This window comes from Actinomadura rugatobispora (assembly GCF_042656285.1).
Classification (GTDB): Bacteria; Actinomycetota; Actinomycetes; order Streptosporangiales; family Streptosporangiaceae; genus Spirillospora; species Spirillospora rugatobispora.
Genome location: NZ_JBHSON010000107.1, coordinates 20,913 through 36,831 on the forward strand (window position 1 = coordinate 20,913; position 15,919 = coordinate 36,831).

Below are 15,919 nucleotides of genomic sequence, written 5' to 3' on the forward strand. Positions count from 1 at the left end.
CCCGGCCGGTGGCCGGAGAGGACCGCCCGGCAGGAGTCGAACCCAAATCAACCGCGTCTCGGCCCAGGCGGACCGAACGGGCGCGCCGACACGCAGGACGCCTTCCGGCGATGCCCGGGGCGCTGCCCGGCCGCCGCCCGCACCCTCTCCGGTAGGGGGCCGGGTACGCGCCGCGCGACCGGTTCACCGGCTGGGCGGGCCCGTGCTCACCGGTATGCGGTGGGGCCCGGTGGTGATGGTGGTGACGTCCATCGGGGACGGCAGGACGAGCGTGGTGATCGAGATCGGGTGGTGGCAGTTCGGGCAGCTGTGCAGCGGCGGTAGCGGCGCCGGCGCCGTGGAGGGCGGCTCAGAGGAGGGCGGCTCCGAGGGCGGGGCCGCCGGCACCGGTGGCGGTGCGGCCGCCACGATCTTGTCGGGCACCGTCTCGCACGGGTCCTGGTGCGTGTGGGTGTGGGCGGTGTGCTCTCGGGGGGCGGTGCGTCCGGGGAGGAACATCGCCAGCAGGGCCCCGACCAGGGCCAGGCCCGTCATCAGCCACACCGTTTCGTGGAACGGCACGGCCGTGGCCGCCCCCTCGGACGACGACCGGAACTGGTAGAACGCGGCGAATCCGGCCACACCCAGGGACCCGCCGAGACGCTGGACGACGTTGAACAGCGTGCTGACGTCGGCGACCTCGGTCCGGGGCAGCCGCCCGAGCGTCCCCATGATGATCGGCTGCAGCGTCAGGCCGAGCGCGATCCCGCGCCCGGCCAGCAGCAGCGCGATCGTCCACGCCGGGGTGCCGGGGGTGACCAGGAGCAGCAGCGCGGAGGTGGCGGCCAGGACGAGCATGCCGCCGCCGACCGTGGCGCGGAACCCGAGGGAGCCGACGAGCTTCTCGCCCAGCCCGGTGCACAGCCCCATCACGATGCCCTGGGGCAGCAGCACCAGGCCGGTGGCGATGGCGGAACGGCCCTGCACCTCCATCATGAAGATCGGGATGAGGAACAGCACGGCGAACAGCACCAGCGAGGCGACCACGGACACCGCCACCGGGATCGCGCCGGCCAGGCTCTTGACCAGGCCCAGCGACAGCGCGGGGCGGCGCAGCGGCAGCTGCCACCAGATGTAGGCGGCCAGCAGGTCGACGCCGACCAGGGCGACGGCCCAGCCGAGCCGGGCGTCGGTCGGGATGATCGAGGAGCTGAGCACGACCCCGGTGGCGCCGGCGGCCAGCAGCAGCATGCCGACCGTGTCGAGGGGGCGGCGGTCCGCCCGGGGGACGGGCCGGTCGCGCGGCAGTTTCAGGCAGGAGAGCAGGCCGGCGATCACCAGCGGCACGTTCACCAGGAAGATCCACCGCCAGCTCGCGGCCTCGACCAGGATCCCGCCGGCGCTGGGGCCGAGGGCGGGGGCCAGGAAGAAGCACAGGCCCGCGGCCATGGGCGGCCGGGCCCGCTCGCCGCCGCCCGAGCCGCCGGACCCGCCGGCCGAGCCGCCTGCGAACAGCAGCGCCAGCGCGAGCGGGATCATCGGCGCGCTCGCCACGCCCTGCGCCGCGCGCAGCGCGATCAGCGCCTCGATGGTCGGCGCGAACGCGCACGCGGCCGAGGCCGCGCCGAAGGCGGCCAGCGCGACCATGTAGACGCGGCGGTTGCCGAAGCGGTCGGCCAGCCAGGCGGTGGCGGGCAGGAACGCGCCGATGCCGAGCAGGTACGCGCCGACGATCCAGCCGACGGTGGAGACCGTGCTGTCCATCTCGCGGACGATGCCGGGGATGGCGACGTTGACGGCGTTGGAGTCGATCATCGAGATGAACGGCCCGCACGCCAGCCCGACCAGGACCAGGGGGTGCAGCGCGCCGGGCGGGACGGAGCGTCGTTCAGAAGTCAACGGACACCTCCGGGAGGACGTGGGAGCGCCTGTCCCTGATCAGCCCGAGCTGGATGAAGCGGTCGCGCGTGGTGAAGCGGCGCACGCCCAGGCCGGACATGTTGTAGGTGATGATGTGCTGCAGCCTGTGGTTGTGCCGGTTGCGGCGGAGCATGCGGCGGGCGACGACGCGTCCCTTCCAGGAGGTGTCGGTGAACAGGCCGGCCAGGTTGTGGGAGAGCCGCGCGACGTAGTCGACGCGGGGGCGCCGGGTGGCGTCGTAGCGGGCGAGGGCGGGATCGACGGTCCCGGGGGTGAGGGCGTCCAAGGAGGCGAGGTGCTCGCCGAGGGCCCAGGCGTCCGCGATCGCCGCGTTCATGCCCTGGCCCGCCATCGGGTGGACGCAGTGCGCGGCGTCGCCGAGCAGCGCCAGCCCGGGACGGGTCCAGTGCGGCGCGTTGAACCGCCAGGCCGCCATCACGCGGGCGTCGGCGGCGCTGTCGATCAGGGGGTCGGCCAGGGGTGCGAGCGCGGGAACGGCGTCGGCCATACGGCGGGTCCAGGCGGTGAGCCCGTCCCGGCCGCCGATCGCGCGGCGCTCCTCAGGGTCGATCTGGGCGTAGAGCCTGGCCCGGCCGCCGGGCATCGCGAACAGCAGCCGCAGCCCGGCGTCGGTGAGGTGGGCGACGATGTCGGTGCCGAGCCCGGGTGCGGCGAAGTCGTAGCCGACGAGCTGGTGGCCGTAGGTGTGGCGGGACGCGTCGATCCCGGCCTGGGCGCGCAGCCGCGAGGAGTGCCCGTCGCACGCGGCGACGAGCGGAGCCCGCAGTTCCTCGCCGCTGGCCAGGCGCACACCGGCGACCCGGCCGGCGGGGTCGAACACCAGCTCTTCTACGCGCGTGCCGTACGAGACGGGGACATCAATCGAAAGTGCTCGCTGTATAGAGGCGTAGTAGTGCACCAGGCAGTGGTTGAAGTTCCCTGGAAGCGGCCGGTAGTCGAGGGAGGCGATCTCGTCGTCGTCGGCCGTGCGGCAGCACAGCCTGTGCGCGGCGATCGCCCCCTGGCGGCGCAGGCCGTCCAGCACGTCCAGCGATTCGAGGATCTGCAACGACCGCGGCTGGATCAGCTCCCCCTTGTGGACGTCACGCGCGCCCGGCTGCTTGTCCAGGACGACCACGCGCCGCCCCTGGCGGAGCAGGGTCCGGGCCAGGGCGAGGCCCGCGACACCCGCTCCGCAGATGATCGCGTCGTGGTCAGCCACCGTCGCCCCCGTCCAGGGCAGAGGCGTAGAGGGCCAGGGCCTGGAGGGCGTAGGCGTTGGCGAAGTGGTCGCACCAGTAGGTCAGGTCAAGGAAATAGACGCCGACCATGGCGGGCTCCCACAGGCCGTCGTCCCGCTGGTGCCGCAGCAGCCAGGCGATGCCGCGCGCGGTGGCGGGGTCGTCGGCGTCACCGGCCCCGATCAGGCCGATGAGGGCCCACGCGGTCTCCTCCACGGTGGCGGCCCCGCCGCGCCCGTCACCCCAGCCGCCGTCGGGGTGCTGGTGGGCGAGCAGCCAGTTCCGTGCACGCACCCCCGTGGGCGTACGGGACAGCCCGAGCCGTGACAGCGCCTCCAGTACGCGGGCCGTCCCAGTGGTGTAGTCGCGGAACCACGGCGTGGCGAACGAGCCGTCGCCGCGCTGCGCACGCGCGAACCACCGCACCGCCCTGGCGGTCGCCCCGGACGTGCCGTCCCCCGCCCCGGCCCGCCACAGCGCGAGCACCGCGTGCGCGGTCATCACGGCGCAGGGGGCGTCCATGGACACGCGCGCGTTCCGTGTGAAGCACCCCCAGGAGCCGTCGCGGTTCTGCATGCGCAGCAGCCAGGCGACGCCGCGGCGCAGCGACGGGTCGCCCTTGCCCGCCCCCAGCCCGGCGAGCGAAGCGACCGCGCCCGAGGTGTCGTCGGTGTCCGGCCAGCCCGACGGCATGGACCAGCCCCAGCCGCCGGGCGGGCAGCCGGTCGGGGCGAACGCGGAGGACCGCTGCGCGGCCCTGATCCACGGCTCGATCCGCCGCAGCCGCTCGTCGCCGTCGAGGCCCGCGTCGAACATCGCCTGGACGAGGTAGACGCTGACGGAGAACTCGATGTCGCGGTCGATCGGCCACGAGCCGTCCGGGCGGACGGTGCCGCGCAGGTAGTCCAGGTACGGCACCGGCCGCAGCCCCGCGCGGTGGTAGCCGAACGCGACGATCGACGCCATCAGCGGCGACTCCTCGACGCCGCCCGACGGGCCCTCGTACCGCCGGATGTCGTCGAGGTAGGCCAGCGCGCGCGGCTCGGCGAACCGGTTGACCAGCCGCCGCACCGAGCCGAACTCCCGGGTGCGGCCCTGCATGACGCCCCAGGCGGCCAGGCCGGGGACGGTGAACGACAGCTTGTTGCGCAGCCAGGCCGGGGCGAGCAGCAGCTCGTACGGCATCCGCCCCAGCCGCTCCTCCGGGTACAGGCCCGCCTCGGCCAGGTACTGCTGGCAGACCGCCTTGAGCGTGCAGCGTTCGCGGTCGCCGACGGCGTCCATGCCGCCGAACGCATCGATGCGCAGCAGGCCCCGCGCCACGGCGTCGTCCGCGCGGCGCCCCTCGACGACGCGCAGCGCGGCCACGGCGATCGCGGTCGCGTTGAGCGTGGACGGCCCGCCCGGAGCGTCGCCCCAGCCGCCGTCGGGCTCCTGCGCCGACCGCAGCCAGCGCGCCCCCGCCGTCACCAGGTCGGGCGACTCCCCGGCGGCGTGCAGCGCGATGACGGCCGAGCCGGTGGACACCGCCGACGAGGGCAGCACGCCCTGCCAGGAGCCGTCCGGGCGCTGGAGCGCGAACACCCCGTCCAGCGCCGCCGCCAGCGCGTCCCGGACCCGCGCGGGGGCCGGGGCCGTCCCGGTGATCTCGGCGGTCACGGCGCCTCTCCCCGGGCGCGGGCCTTCTTGTGGACGTTGAACATCCCCCGCATGAGCAGCAGCTTGTTCAGCTCGGGCGCCTTGCGGATGTCCAGCAGCCCGCCCACGATCGCCTCCCGGCCGCCCAGCTCGCCGCTGGTCAGCCGGTGCAGGGTGAGCGGCTCGGCGCGGATGACGACGTCGGCGTCCTCGTAGGGCACCCCGCCCTCGTCCACGCGCCGGTCGTCGCCGCTCACCCGCATCGTGTACGGCTCGGGGAACTCGAACAGGACGATCAGCGACCCGCCCTCCAGGCGCCGGGCGAGGGTGTCGTTGCCGCGCCCGGCGGCGACGATCTCGCGCAGCTCGGCGACCACGTCGGCCGCCGTCATCGACTCGGGGGAGGTGGGGGAAACGGTCATGACGCGCTCCGGGTCCGGTGGGTGGCGAGCGAGAGTCCTTCGACGACGCGCGGCGCGGCCGCGGCCGGGGCGGTGCCGGGGATCGTGCCCGGGACGGTGACGAGCTTGCGGCGGCGGCCCTCCGGCTCGGGCAGCGCGGCGAGCAGCTCCTCCGGGTCGCCGTGGTAGGTCGGGTCGAGGGCGTCGGCGCGGCCGGTGTGGATCACCGAGCGGGCCAGGCAGCCCAGGTCCTCGCCGCGCGCCCGGCGCATCAGCGGCGCCTGCCAGATGTCGGTGATGCTCTGCTCCCGCAGGTCACCGATCTCGGTGTGCACGAACGGGCACGGGTACACCGTCCCGTTCGGCTGGACGCTCACCATGAACCGCCCGACCTTGCAGCCGACCGACTTCTCGAACCCGACCGCGTGCCCGGCGTGGTGCAGCTCGTCGTCGGGCGCGTTCAGCTCGATGCCCTGCGGGCAGGCCAGCTTCTCCTGGAGCGGGACGCTGATGCCGAGCGGCGCGCCGATGTCGTGCAGCCGCCGCAGCGTCGACAGGAACAGCTCCTTGCCGGCGATGTCGGCGCGGCGGTCCTCGGCGCCGCCCGCGGCCCGCCCGACCATGAAGATCGGCAGCAGGATCAGCTCCTCGACGCCCTCGTCGATCGCCCAGCGGAACAGGTCGGGGATGGCCGGGTAGCTGTCCTCGGTGACCACGATCCGCACGCTGGTGCGCAGCCCGCGCCGGATCGCGTGCCGGATGGTGCCCTTGGCGCCGGCCAGCGAGCCGGGGACGCCGCGCACCGCGTCGTGCACGGCGTCGTCCTTACTGTCGATGGAGACGCCGATCATCTCCAGCCCGCCCTCGACCAGGCGGTCGATCTTGTTGTTCCGGACGTTGAGGCCGTTGGTGAGGAGCGCGGTGTAGATGCCGAGGTCGGTGGAGTGGTCGACGAGCTCGTAGATGTCCCTGCGGGTGAGCGGCTCGCCGCCGAGGAAGGTGACGAACATCGTGCCGCTGTCGGCGAAGTCGTCCAGCACCGCCTTGGCCTGCGCGGTGTCCAGTTCGTCGGGATCGCGCTTGCGGGCGTCGGCGAAGCAGTAGTAGCACTTCAGGTTGCAGGCCCGGGTGACGATCCACCAGGCGGACGGCGGCGCGGCCAGCGCGCCGGCCGACGCCCGGTCCATGTAGTTCTCCAGCCAGGACGTTCCGGTCGTACCCGTGGCTGCCGCGGTGGCGGCGTTCATGGGCGTTCCCCTCTCTTCCAGACGCGGGTGCGCAGGTTCCAGACGGCGAAGACGAGGCCGAAGACGACGGCCACGTACACCAGGCCCTGTCCGAACTGGAGCGCCAGATCGCCCGTCCGGGTGAACGCGCCCGCCTTCATCGCGTCGATCGCGGGCGTGTAGGGCATGTACTCCTCGGCGGAGGAGTCGCCGCGGCCGAGCGCCATCTGCACCCCGGCGATGGCGACGACCAGCATGAACGCTTCGAACTCGCGGGGCACGACCAGCCCGACCAGCGTGCCGATGGCCACCCCGATCAGCCCGACCAGCAGGAACGCGCCGGTCACGATCAGCACCGACTGGAGGTTCACCAGCGGCACGAAGATCGCCATGAACACGGCGGTGGACAGCGCGGTGATGAGCAGCAGCACCAGCAGCCGGGCCGACAGCAGCTGCCCCGCGCGGTAGCCGGCCAGCCGCAGCCGCCGCATCACGCCCATGCTGGAGCGCACGGTGGTGAGCGCGGCGAACGAGCTGGTCACGCTGGTGCCGAGCACGGCCAGGTAGATGGCGCGCAGGTCGCGGTCCAGGACGTTGACGGTCTGGTGGCCGTCGCCGGTCCAGACCTGGTCGGGCACCCGGGCGTCGCCGGCCGTGGTCAGATAGCTGACCAGGAAGTACGACGCGGGCATGAAGATCATGAACAGCACCGAGGGCCAGCGGCGGGCCAGCTCGACCACGAACATCCGGGTCACGGTGAGCGTGCCGTTCATGCGCTGCGCGGCCGGGGCCGGCTCGGCGGCGGAGGTGACCGTCACGACGCCCTCCCTTCGGCGAGGGTGCCCTCGGCGAGCTGGAGCATGGTCGTGAAGCGGTGCTTCTCGGTGTGCATGTGGCTGACCACCACGACCGAGCCGCCCTCCTGGCAGTACCGCTCGGCGTAGGCCCAGAAGATCTGGTACGTCTCGTAGTCGAAGCCCTGGTACGGCTCGTCCAGGACGAGCACGTCGGGCTGGTGCAGCAGCGCGACGATCAGGTTGATCTTCTGCCGGCTGCCGCCGGACATCCGGTCGACCCGGGTGCGCGCGTACTTCTCGCAGCGGAAGGTCTCCATGAGCCGCTCCGAGCGCCAGGCCGTCTCGCGGGCGCTCAGGCCGTAGCCGGCGCCGAACATCGTGAAGTGCTCGCGCGCGGTGAGGCTGTCGGCCAGCAGCGGCTCCTGCGGGCAGTAGCCCATCCGGCCGTGCAGCGCGACCGTCCCGGCGTCCGGCTTCAGCAGCCCGACCAGGCACTTGAGCAGGGTGGACTTGCCGGCCCCGTTCTCGCCCTCGATGCCGACGAGGGCGCCGCGCGGGACGGTGAATCCGACGTTCTCGAAGATCCGGCGGCGGCCGTAGCGCTTGGCCAGCCCGCGCACCTCGATGGTGGTAGGGTGCGTAATCTGGGGCATTGTCTGGATCGTCACCTTTCACTCCTCAGTGCGGTGCCCTCCCCGCCGGCGGCGCTCTCGGCGAGCGTGCGGGCGGCCTCCAGGACGGACCGGTCGTCGGCCCCCGGTGAACGCTTGACATGGGCCAGCAGCGCGGCCAGCTCGTCCTCGCTGGGGCTGAGCCCGTGGTCGGACAGGACCTGGCGCAGCGCCGTACGGCCCGAGTGCTTGCCGAAGACGAAGCGGCGGCGGCGGCCGGTGAGCTCGGGCGGGTAGGGCTCGTAACTGCTCGAGTCTCGCACGAGCCCGTCGACGTGCAGGCCGCTTTCGTGGGTGAAGGCGTGCCCGCCCACCACCGGACGGGTCGGCGGCACCCGCTCCCCCACCAGCGCGGCCACATGGTGCGCCAGCGGGGTCAGCGCGGTCAGGTCGAGCCCGGTCGGATGCCCGTAGGCGGTCTCCAGCGCCAGCACGACCTCCTCCAGCGGCGCGTTCCCGGCCCGCTCCCCGATGCCCAGCACCGAGCACTGCACGGCGGACGCGCCCGCCAGCAGCCCGGCCAGCGAGTTCGCGGTCGCCAGGCCCAGATCGTTGTGGCAGTGCATCGCGATCGGCAGCGACGTGCGCGCGGCCACCTCGCGGACCAGCCGCGCGATCCGCCACGGCGTGGCCACCCCGGCGGTGTCGGCGACGCCGACCGCGTCCGCGCCCGCGTCGGCCGCCGCGGTGAAGATCTCCACCAGGTAGCCGGGGTCGGTGCGGGTGGCGTCCTCGGCGGCGAACACCACCTGCCGTCCCGACTCCTTGGCGTGCACGACCGCGCCGCGCACCCGGGCGAGCAGCCGCTCGGGGGTGGTGCGCAGCTTGGCCCGCACGTGGGCGTCGGAGGTCCCGGCGAACAGCGCGATGCTGTCGGCGCCGGACCGCACGGCGGCGTCGATGTCGGCCCGCACCGGGCGCGCGATGACCTGGATCGTCGCGTCCAGCCCGAGTCCGGCGACGGCGCGCACCGCCTCGGCCTCCTCCGGCGACACCGACGGGTAGCCGACCTCGATCAGCGGCACGCCCAGCGCGTCCAGGCGGCGGGCGAGCTCCACCTTCTCCGCGACGCCGAACGCGATGCCGGGCATCTGCTCGCCGTCGCGCAGGGTGGTGTCGCTGATGACGACCCGCGGCGGCAGGCTCTCCTCGTCCTCCTGGACGGGCTGGGAACGCTCGGTGACGGAGAACCGCGCGACCGGGGCGTCGGCCTTCGCGTTGCGGCGGAACTCGTTGAAGACCTGGTTGAGGCGGATCATGTCGCGGGGCGAGGCGTTCATGTCGATGGCGCCCGCGATGTAGGCGTGCCTCGGGCTGGTACGGGCCAGCAGGAAGATGTCGCGGAAGACGTGGCTCGCGGTCGAGATCGACACGGTCGCGGCACCGTCGGCCGCCCCGGAGTCGCCGGGCTCGACCAGGCGGATGCGGCCCCCCGCGACGGCCAGCTCCACCCTCAGGTCCAGGTCGGTGATCTCGATGACGATCCGCCGGTCCCAGCGCCGCAGCGAGCTGAGGGTGTCCGGGAGCGCGGCCAGCTGCCGGCGCACGTAGTCGACCACGGCGTCCGCGCCGACCGCCGGGGCGTCGCCGTCCCGCGCGGTCTCCGCCTCCGCCGCGGACGCGGCGAACTCGTACCGCAGCCGCATCCGCCGCTGCGCCGCCCACGTCACCGCGAGCGCCGCCGCCGTGACCGGCAGCGCCAGCCGCGGCCCGCCGCCCAGCGCGACGAACGCCCCGGCCAGCACGATCCGCTCCAGCACGAGGATCTCGTGGGCGCGCAGCGCGGCCCGCCGCGGGATCGGACGGGGCGAGCGCGCCAGCAGCACCAGCGCGGCCAGCCCGCCGCACGCCGCCGCCGTGAGCAGCGCGGCGAACGCCGCGGCGCCCGGTGCCGACGGCAGCACCAGCGGCGCCGACACCGCCAGCGCCAGCCACGCCGCGTACAGCGCCGCGCAGACCCCGAGCGCGAAGCCCGTGCCGCGCCGCACCGGGAGCGTCTCGTACCCGCCCTCGCGGTCGCCGTCCACGTCCCGCAGCGTCCCGACGAGGTTGGAGCCCGCGTCGTGCAGCAGGAACAGGACCGCCGCCCACAGCACCGCCGCCCCCGGCTCGGCCGTCGCGGCGAGCGCTCCGAACCCCAGGGCCAGCGCGGTGATCCCGCCGCGGACCAGGTTGCCCTGGACGCCGCGCGCCTTGAACACGGTGCTGTAGGCGATGCCCGCCGCCAGCGCGCCGCCCGCCAGCAGCACGGTGCGCCAGTTCAGCAGCAGGCCGAGTGCCGCGCCCGCCGCCACGCACGCGATCATGCAGGCCAGCGCGGTGCCGGGGCGCATCCGGCCCGACGGGATCGGGCGGTGCGGCTTGGCCGCCGCGTCCAGCCGGCGGTCGAAGTAGTCGCCGCCGTACAGCCCCGCCAGCCAGCCCAGCGTCGGCACCGCCCACGCGCCCGCCAGCCGCCAGCCGGAGGCGTGCGGCGCGGCCAGCACCGCCCCGGCCAGGCCGACCAGACCCGGGTAGAACAGGGTGTACGGCCGCCAGGTCTCCAGATGCGCCCTGATCATCGGGTCACCGGTCCCTGGTCACCGCGAGCCGGGCGACGTGCGCGAGCCGGTCCGCGCTCGGGCTGGGCGGCAGCACCGCCAGCTGCTCGCGGGCGCGCGCCGAGTGCCACCGGGCGCGTCCCCGCGAGGACTCCAGCGCCCCGGTCCGCTCCAGCACGCCGTGCACGGCGGCGAACGCGGCGTCCTCGCCGAGCGTGTCGTCCTGGACGCCGCGCAGGACGTCCTCCAGCGTGCGGCGGTCGGCGTCCGAGCCGGTCTCGTAGGCCAGGATCACCGGCAGCGTCAGCCGCCGGTTGCGGATGTCGCTGACCGCGGACTTGCCGGTCGCCTCGGGCGTGCTGTCGTAGGCGAGCAGGTCGTCGTGGATCTGGAACGCGGCGCCGAGGTGGTCGCCGTAGGCCCCGAGCACCCGCACCGCCTCGGCCGACCCGCCGCCCAGGATCGCGCCGCTCTGGCACGCGGCCCGGAAGAACGCGGCGGTCTTGAGCCGGATCATCTCCAGGTAGGTCTCGGTGTCGCAGCTCAGGTCGCCGCACACCTCGGCCTCCAGCGACTGGCCGTGGCACATGTCGTAGCCGGCCTGCGCCACCACCCGCAGCGCGGACACGATCCGGTCGTCGCCGACCCCGGTGGCGCGGCAGTCGGACAGGCAGCGGAACAGGAAGAAGATCAGCGCGTCGCCCGCGATGATCGCGTTGTCGCGGCCGTGCTCGCGGTGCACGGCGGGACGGCCGCGCCGGGTGTCGTCGCCGTCGATGATGTCGTCGTGGACGAGGCTGGCCACGTGCCCGCACTCGGTGCCGACCGCGGCCGGCAGCACGTCGGCGGCCCGGCCCCCGGCCGCCACCGCCGACTCCAGCAGCAGGATCGGCCGCAGCAGCTTGCCGCCCGGCGCCATCGCGTACCGGCAGATGGCGTCAAGCAGCCGGTCCCCGCCCGCCCAGCACAACTCGAATTCCGAATTCAGCAGCGTCAGGTATTCCTGCGGGAGCACGCCTTCTCCGGGAACTGCGCGCGCCCCGTCCGGCACGGACGACGGATCGGCGGTCTTTCCGGCGTGTGACTGCACGCGGAACCACCCCTTTCGACGATCGGAAACTGGTCGCGCGGGGCCCCAGTCCACTCTGGGTCGCTCCGAAAGTAGGCGGAAGTGCTGGTCGGACGCACTGGCAACCCCCAGCTAGCAAGGTTCAGCCAGCAGGATCCAGCCGACAGGAACATGCCGACCATTGCCTGCCATCCCCCTCGCGGCCGCTCCTTCCTACGATGCGTTCTCATTCCCATCCACGAGGAGGAACGCCGTATGGCCGCCAAGCCGAGCGCCTGCCCGGTGGCGCATGATTTCCCCTTCGCCAAGACCGATCCGATGACGATGCCGGCGGAATTCGCGGAGCTGCGGGAGCGCGAGCCGGTGGCCCGGGTCCGGCTGCCCAGCGGCGACCTGGCCTGGCTGGTCACCCGGTACGCCGACACCAAGGCGGTGCTGTCGGACTGGCGGTTCAGCCGCGACACCGCCCGCCCGGACGCGGCCCGGATGAACACCGCGATCGGGTTCGGCAACCACGGCAACCCGTTCGCCGACCCGCCGGACCACACCCGCTGGCGGCGGCTGGTCGCGCGGGCGTTCACCGCGCGCCGGGTGGAGCGGATGCGGCCCGGCATCCAGGCGATCGTGGACCGGCTGGTCGGCGCGATGATCGACCGGGGGCCGGACGCCGACCTGATGGAGGCGCTGGCCTACCCGCTGCCGATCACCGTGCTGTGCGACATGCTCGGCGTGCCCGTGGCCGACCAGGTGCGCTTCCGCGGCTGGATCGACGACATGCTGAACGCCGCGTTCACCTCCGAGCGGCGGATGGAGGCCGCGGCCGCGCTGATCGACTACGCCAAGGCCCTGGCGGACGCCAAGCGCCGGGACCCCGCCGACGACATGCTGAGCGCGCTGGTCGCGGTCCGGGACGAGGACGACGGCCGGCTCGACGACGACGAGCTGTTCGTGACCGTCATGACGCTGCTGGTCGCCGGGTACAAGACGACGGCGGCGCAGATCGGCAAGGGGCTGCTCACGCTGTTCCGGCACCCGGCCGAGCTGGCCGCCGCGCGGGCGCACCGCGACGAGGCGAGGCTGCGCCGGGTGTCGGAGGAGCTGCTGCGCTTCACCCCGCCGGGCGCCGGCTACGGCATCGCCCGGTACGCGGTCGAGGACGTGGAGGTCGGCGGAGTGCTGATCCCGGCGGGCTCGACCGTCTTCGTCGCCCGCCATTCGGGGAACCGCGACGAGGCGCACTTCCCGGACGCGGAGCGGTTCGACATCGGCCGCGGCACGGCGAACCAGCACCTGACGTTCGGCGCCGGGCCCGCGTTCTGCGTGGGCGCGCCGGTCGCGCGGATGGAGCTGGAGCTGGCGTTCGACGCGCTGCTGCACCGGCTGCCGGGGCTGGCGCTCGCCGTGCCCGAGGCGGAGGTCCCGTGGAACAGCGACACCGCGGCGCAGGCGCCCGAGCGGGTCCTCATCACCTGGGACGGCGCCGCCGCCCGCCTGCGGAGCGCGCCGTGAAGAGGGTCGTCCTGGCCGAGCCGCGCGGGTTCTGCGCGGGCGTGCGGCGCGCGATCCGGATGGTGGAGCGCGCCCTGGAGATCCACGGCCCGCCGGTGTACGTGCGCAAGGAGATCGTCCACAACCGGCATGTCATCGGCGAGCTGGAGCGCCGCGGCGCGGTCTTCACCGACACCGAGGACCTGGTGCCCGAGGGCGCGGTCTGCGTGTTCTCCGCGCACGGGGTCTCCCCCGCCGTGCGGGACAACGCGGCGCGGCGCGGGCTGCGGGTGCTGGACGCGACCTGCCCGCTGGTGTCGAAGGTGCACCAGGAGGCGCGCCGGTTCGACCGCGACGGCCGCACCATCCTGCTGATCGGCCACTCCGGGCACGAGGAGGTCGAGGGCACCCAGGGCGAGGCGCCGGACCGCACGATCGTCGTCGAGTCCCCGGAGGACGCCCGCGCCCTCGACCTGGACGCGGACGCCGACGTCGCCTACCTCACCCAGACCACGCTGTCGATCGACGACACCGCGGAGATCGTCGGCACCCTGCGGGAGCGGTTCGCGCGGCTGCGCGGCCCCGGCTCCGACGACATCTGCTACGCCAGCCAGAACCGGCAGACGGCGGTGAAGGCGCTGGCCGCCCGCACCGGCCTGGTGCTGGTGGTCGGCTCCCCCAACTCCAGCAACTCGCTGCGCATGGTCGAGGTGGCGCGCGCCGCCGGGACGCCGGGCCACCTGGTCCCGTCGGCCGCCGACCTGGACGGGGCGTGGCTGGACGGCGTCGAGGCGGTCGGCGTCAGCGCCGGGGCGAGCACCCCGGAGATCCTCGTGGACGAACTGGTGGACCGGCTGGCGGGGCTCGGCTACACGGGGCTGGAGATCGAGCGGACCGCCACCGAGGACGTCGTGTTCGCCCTGCCGGGCGGCCTCGGCGGGACGAGCGGAGACGACGGGAGGGCCCTCACATGACACCCGAGACGATCACCGGCCCGGAGGATCTGCGCGGCCTGCCGCCCGACGAGCTGCGGTCGCTGGCCGCGGGGATCCGCCGCTTCCTCGTCGACCGGGTGTCCCGGACCGGCGGGCATCTGGGCCCGAACCTCGGGGTGGTGGAGCTGACGCTGGCGCTGCACCGGGTGTTCGCGTCGCCCCGGGACCGGATCCTGTGGGACACCGGCCACCAGGCGTACGTCCACAAGATCGTCACGGGGCGGGCCGGCGGGTTCGGCGGGCTGCGGCAGCCCGGCGGGCTCTCCGGCTACCCGTCCCGGGAGGAGTCCGAGCACGACCTGATCGAGAACTCGCACGCCTCCACCGCCCTGTCCATCGCCGACGGGCTCGCCCGCGCCCGGCGGATCGCCGGGGACCGCGACGGCGGCGCCGTGGTCGCGGTGGTCGGGGACGGCGCCCTCACCGGCGGCGTGGCCTGGGAGGCGCTCAACAACATCGGCGGAGACCCGGACGCGGACGTGGTCGTCGTCCTGAACGACAACGGCCGCTCGTACGCGCCCACGGTCGGCGGCCTCGCCCGCCACCTCGCCGAACTGCGCGCCGGGAGTGCCGGCGCGTCCATCTTCGAGGAACTGGGCCTCGCTTACATCGGCCCGGTGGACGGGCACGACATCCCCGCCCTGGAGCAGGCGCTGCGGGAGGCGCGGGCGATGGGCGGCCCGGTCGTCGTCCACGCGGTGACCGTGAAGGGCGCGGGCTACGTCCTGGCGGAGAACGACGACCTGGACCGCTTCCACGCCGTGCGCCCGATGGCCTCGGGCACCGGCCCCGCCCAGGAGACCTGGACGGACGTTTTCGGAGCGGAGCTGGCCAGGCTCGGCGGCGAGCGCTCGGACCTCGTCGCGATCACGGCGGCGATGCTGGAGCCGACCGGCCTGTCCGCGTTCGCCGCCGCGCACCCGGACCGCACGCTCGACGTGGGCATCGCCGAGCAGCACGCCGCCGCGTCCGCGGCCGGGCTGGCGCTGGGCGGGCTGCACCCGGTCGTGGCGGTGTACGCGACGTTCCTGAACCGGGCGTTCGACCAGCTCATGATGGACGTGGCGCTGCACCGGCTGCCGGTGACGTTCGTCCTGGACCGCGCCGGGATCACCGGCGACGACGGGCCCAGCCACAACGGCATGTGGGACCTGTCGATCCTGCGGGTGGTGCCGGGGCTGCGGGTCGCGGCGCCGCGCGACGGCCGCCGGCTGCGCGAGCTGCTGGCCGAGGCCGTGGACGTCGACGACGGGCCGACCGCGGTCCGCTTCCCCAAGGGCGCCGTCGCGGCGGACGTGGCGGCCGTCCGTTCCCACGGCGCGGTCGACGTCCTCCGCGAGAGCACCGCGCCCGGCGGCGACGCCGCGCTGATCGTCGCCGCCGGGGCGATGGCCGGGCCGTGCATGGAGGCGGCGGAACTGCTGGAGGCGCGCGGCGTCGCGTCCACGGTGGTGGATCCGCGCTGGGTCGCACCGCTGGACCCCGCCCTCGCCGAACTCGCCGCCGCGCACGCGACGGTCACGGTCGTCGAGGACAACGGCGAGGCGGGCGGCGTGGGCGACGCGGTGGCCGCGCTGCTGCGCGAGGCCGGGGTGCGCGTCCCGGTCACCGCGCTGGCCGTCCCGCAACGGTTCATCGGGCACGGCAAGCGCCCGCGCATCCTGGAGGACTGCGGCCTGACCGGCCCGCGCATCGCCGCCGCCGTCGAGTCCGCCGCCCCGCTCACCGCTCTCACCACGTCTGGAGGACGAACATGACCGTCGCACTCGGAATACCGCCGATCGGCCGCCCCGGGGAACCGCCGCCGCCCGTGGCCGCGCGCCGTGCGTCCCGGCGGATCATGGTGGGGGATGTGCCGGTGGGCGGGGACGCGCCGGTGTCGGTGCAGTCGATGACGACGACGCTGACGGCGGATGTGAACGCGACGTTGCAGCAGATCGCGGAGTTGACGGCG

The 15,919-nt window shown here is 74.3% G+C and carries 13 protein-coding genes; 4 read left to right on the forward strand and 9 right to left on the reverse strand.

All coding sequences use genetic code 11. From position 1 onward, the window contains the following. Positions 1-183: 183 nt before the first annotated feature. From ACFPZN_RS47315 to ACFPZN_RS47355, 9 genes are read right to left on the reverse strand one after another with little or no spacing between them, the layout of a single operon-like run. On the reverse strand, positions 184-1,878 hold the full coding sequence (locus tag ACFPZN_RS47315) for an MFS transporter (RefSeq protein ID WP_378290125.1): 1,695 nt from the start codon (positions 1,876-1,878) through the stop codon (positions 184-186). Then, positions 1,868-3,121, reverse strand: coding sequence for an FAD-dependent oxidoreductase (locus ACFPZN_RS47320; protein ID WP_378290127.1), 1,254 nt, complete (start codon positions 3,119-3,121; stop codon positions 1,868-1,870). The genes ACFPZN_RS47315 and ACFPZN_RS47320 overlap by 11 nt, the downstream gene beginning before the upstream one ends. After that, a complete protein-coding gene (locus ACFPZN_RS47325) occupies positions 3,114-4,799 on the reverse strand; it encodes a prenyltransferase/squalene oxidase repeat-containing protein (protein ID WP_378290129.1) in 1,686 nt (561 codons plus the stop codon). Before ACFPZN_RS47325 ends, ACFPZN_RS47320 begins: the two co-directional genes overlap by 8 nt. Then, on the reverse strand, positions 4,796-5,200 hold the full coding sequence (locus tag ACFPZN_RS47330) for a hypothetical protein (RefSeq protein ID WP_378290131.1): 405 nt from the start codon (positions 5,198-5,200) through the stop codon (positions 4,796-4,798). Before ACFPZN_RS47330 ends, ACFPZN_RS47325 begins: the two co-directional genes overlap by 4 nt. Continuing rightward, positions 5,197-6,426, reverse strand: a complete 1,230-nt coding sequence (locus ACFPZN_RS47335; RefSeq protein ID WP_378290133.1) for a radical SAM protein — start codon at positions 6,424-6,426, stop codon at positions 5,197-5,199. Before ACFPZN_RS47335 ends, ACFPZN_RS47330 begins: the two co-directional genes overlap by 4 nt. Then, positions 6,423-7,223, reverse strand: a complete 801-nt coding sequence (locus ACFPZN_RS47340) for an ABC transporter permease (protein WP_378290135.1) — start codon at positions 7,221-7,223, stop codon at positions 6,423-6,425. Before ACFPZN_RS47340 ends, ACFPZN_RS47335 begins: the two co-directional genes overlap by 4 nt. Further along, a complete protein-coding gene (locus tag ACFPZN_RS47345; RefSeq protein WP_378290137.1) occupies positions 7,220-7,855 on the reverse strand; it encodes an ABC transporter ATP-binding protein in 636 nt (211 codons plus the stop codon). The genes ACFPZN_RS47340 and ACFPZN_RS47345 overlap by 4 nt, the downstream gene beginning before the upstream one ends. A gap of 11 nt (positions 7,856-7,866) precedes the next feature. Further along, positions 7,867-10,434, reverse strand: a complete 2,568-nt coding sequence (locus tag ACFPZN_RS47350; protein ID WP_378290140.1) for a UbiA family prenyltransferase — start codon at positions 10,432-10,434, stop codon at positions 7,867-7,869. 4 nt (positions 10,435-10,438) lie between these two features. Continuing rightward, complete coding sequence (locus ACFPZN_RS47355) at positions 10,439-11,428, reverse strand: polyprenyl synthetase family protein (RefSeq protein ID WP_378290142.1); 990 nt, start codon at positions 11,426-11,428, stop codon at positions 10,439-10,441. 309 nt (positions 11,429-11,737) lie between these two features. On the opposite strand from ACFPZN_RS47355, the gene ACFPZN_RS47360 reads away from it, so the two are divergent. From ACFPZN_RS47360 to ACFPZN_RS47375, 4 genes are all read left to right on the forward strand, one after another. Next, positions 11,738-12,991, forward strand: coding sequence for a cytochrome P450 (locus tag ACFPZN_RS47360; RefSeq protein WP_378290144.1), 1,254 nt, complete (start codon positions 11,738-11,740; stop codon positions 12,989-12,991). Further along, positions 12,988-13,944 carry a 4-hydroxy-3-methylbut-2-enyl diphosphate reductase gene (locus ACFPZN_RS47365; protein WP_378290146.1) on the forward strand — a complete coding sequence of 319 codons (957 nt, stop codon included), beginning with the start codon at positions 12,988-12,990 and terminating at the stop codon, positions 13,942-13,944. The genes ACFPZN_RS47360 and ACFPZN_RS47365 overlap by 4 nt, the downstream gene beginning before the upstream one ends. Beyond that, entirely contained in the window at positions 13,941-15,722 is a 1,782-nt protein-coding gene (locus ACFPZN_RS47370) for a 1-deoxy-D-xylulose-5-phosphate synthase (protein WP_378290148.1), read from the forward strand. Before ACFPZN_RS47365 ends, ACFPZN_RS47370 begins: the two co-directional genes overlap by 4 nt. Further along, positions 15,719-15,919, forward strand: a 201-nt coding sequence (locus ACFPZN_RS47375) for a flavodoxin-dependent (E)-4-hydroxy-3-methylbut-2-enyl-diphosphate synthase (RefSeq protein ID WP_378290150.1), incomplete at its 3' end; no start/stop codon positions are given. The genes ACFPZN_RS47370 and ACFPZN_RS47375, both read left to right, overlap by 4 nt.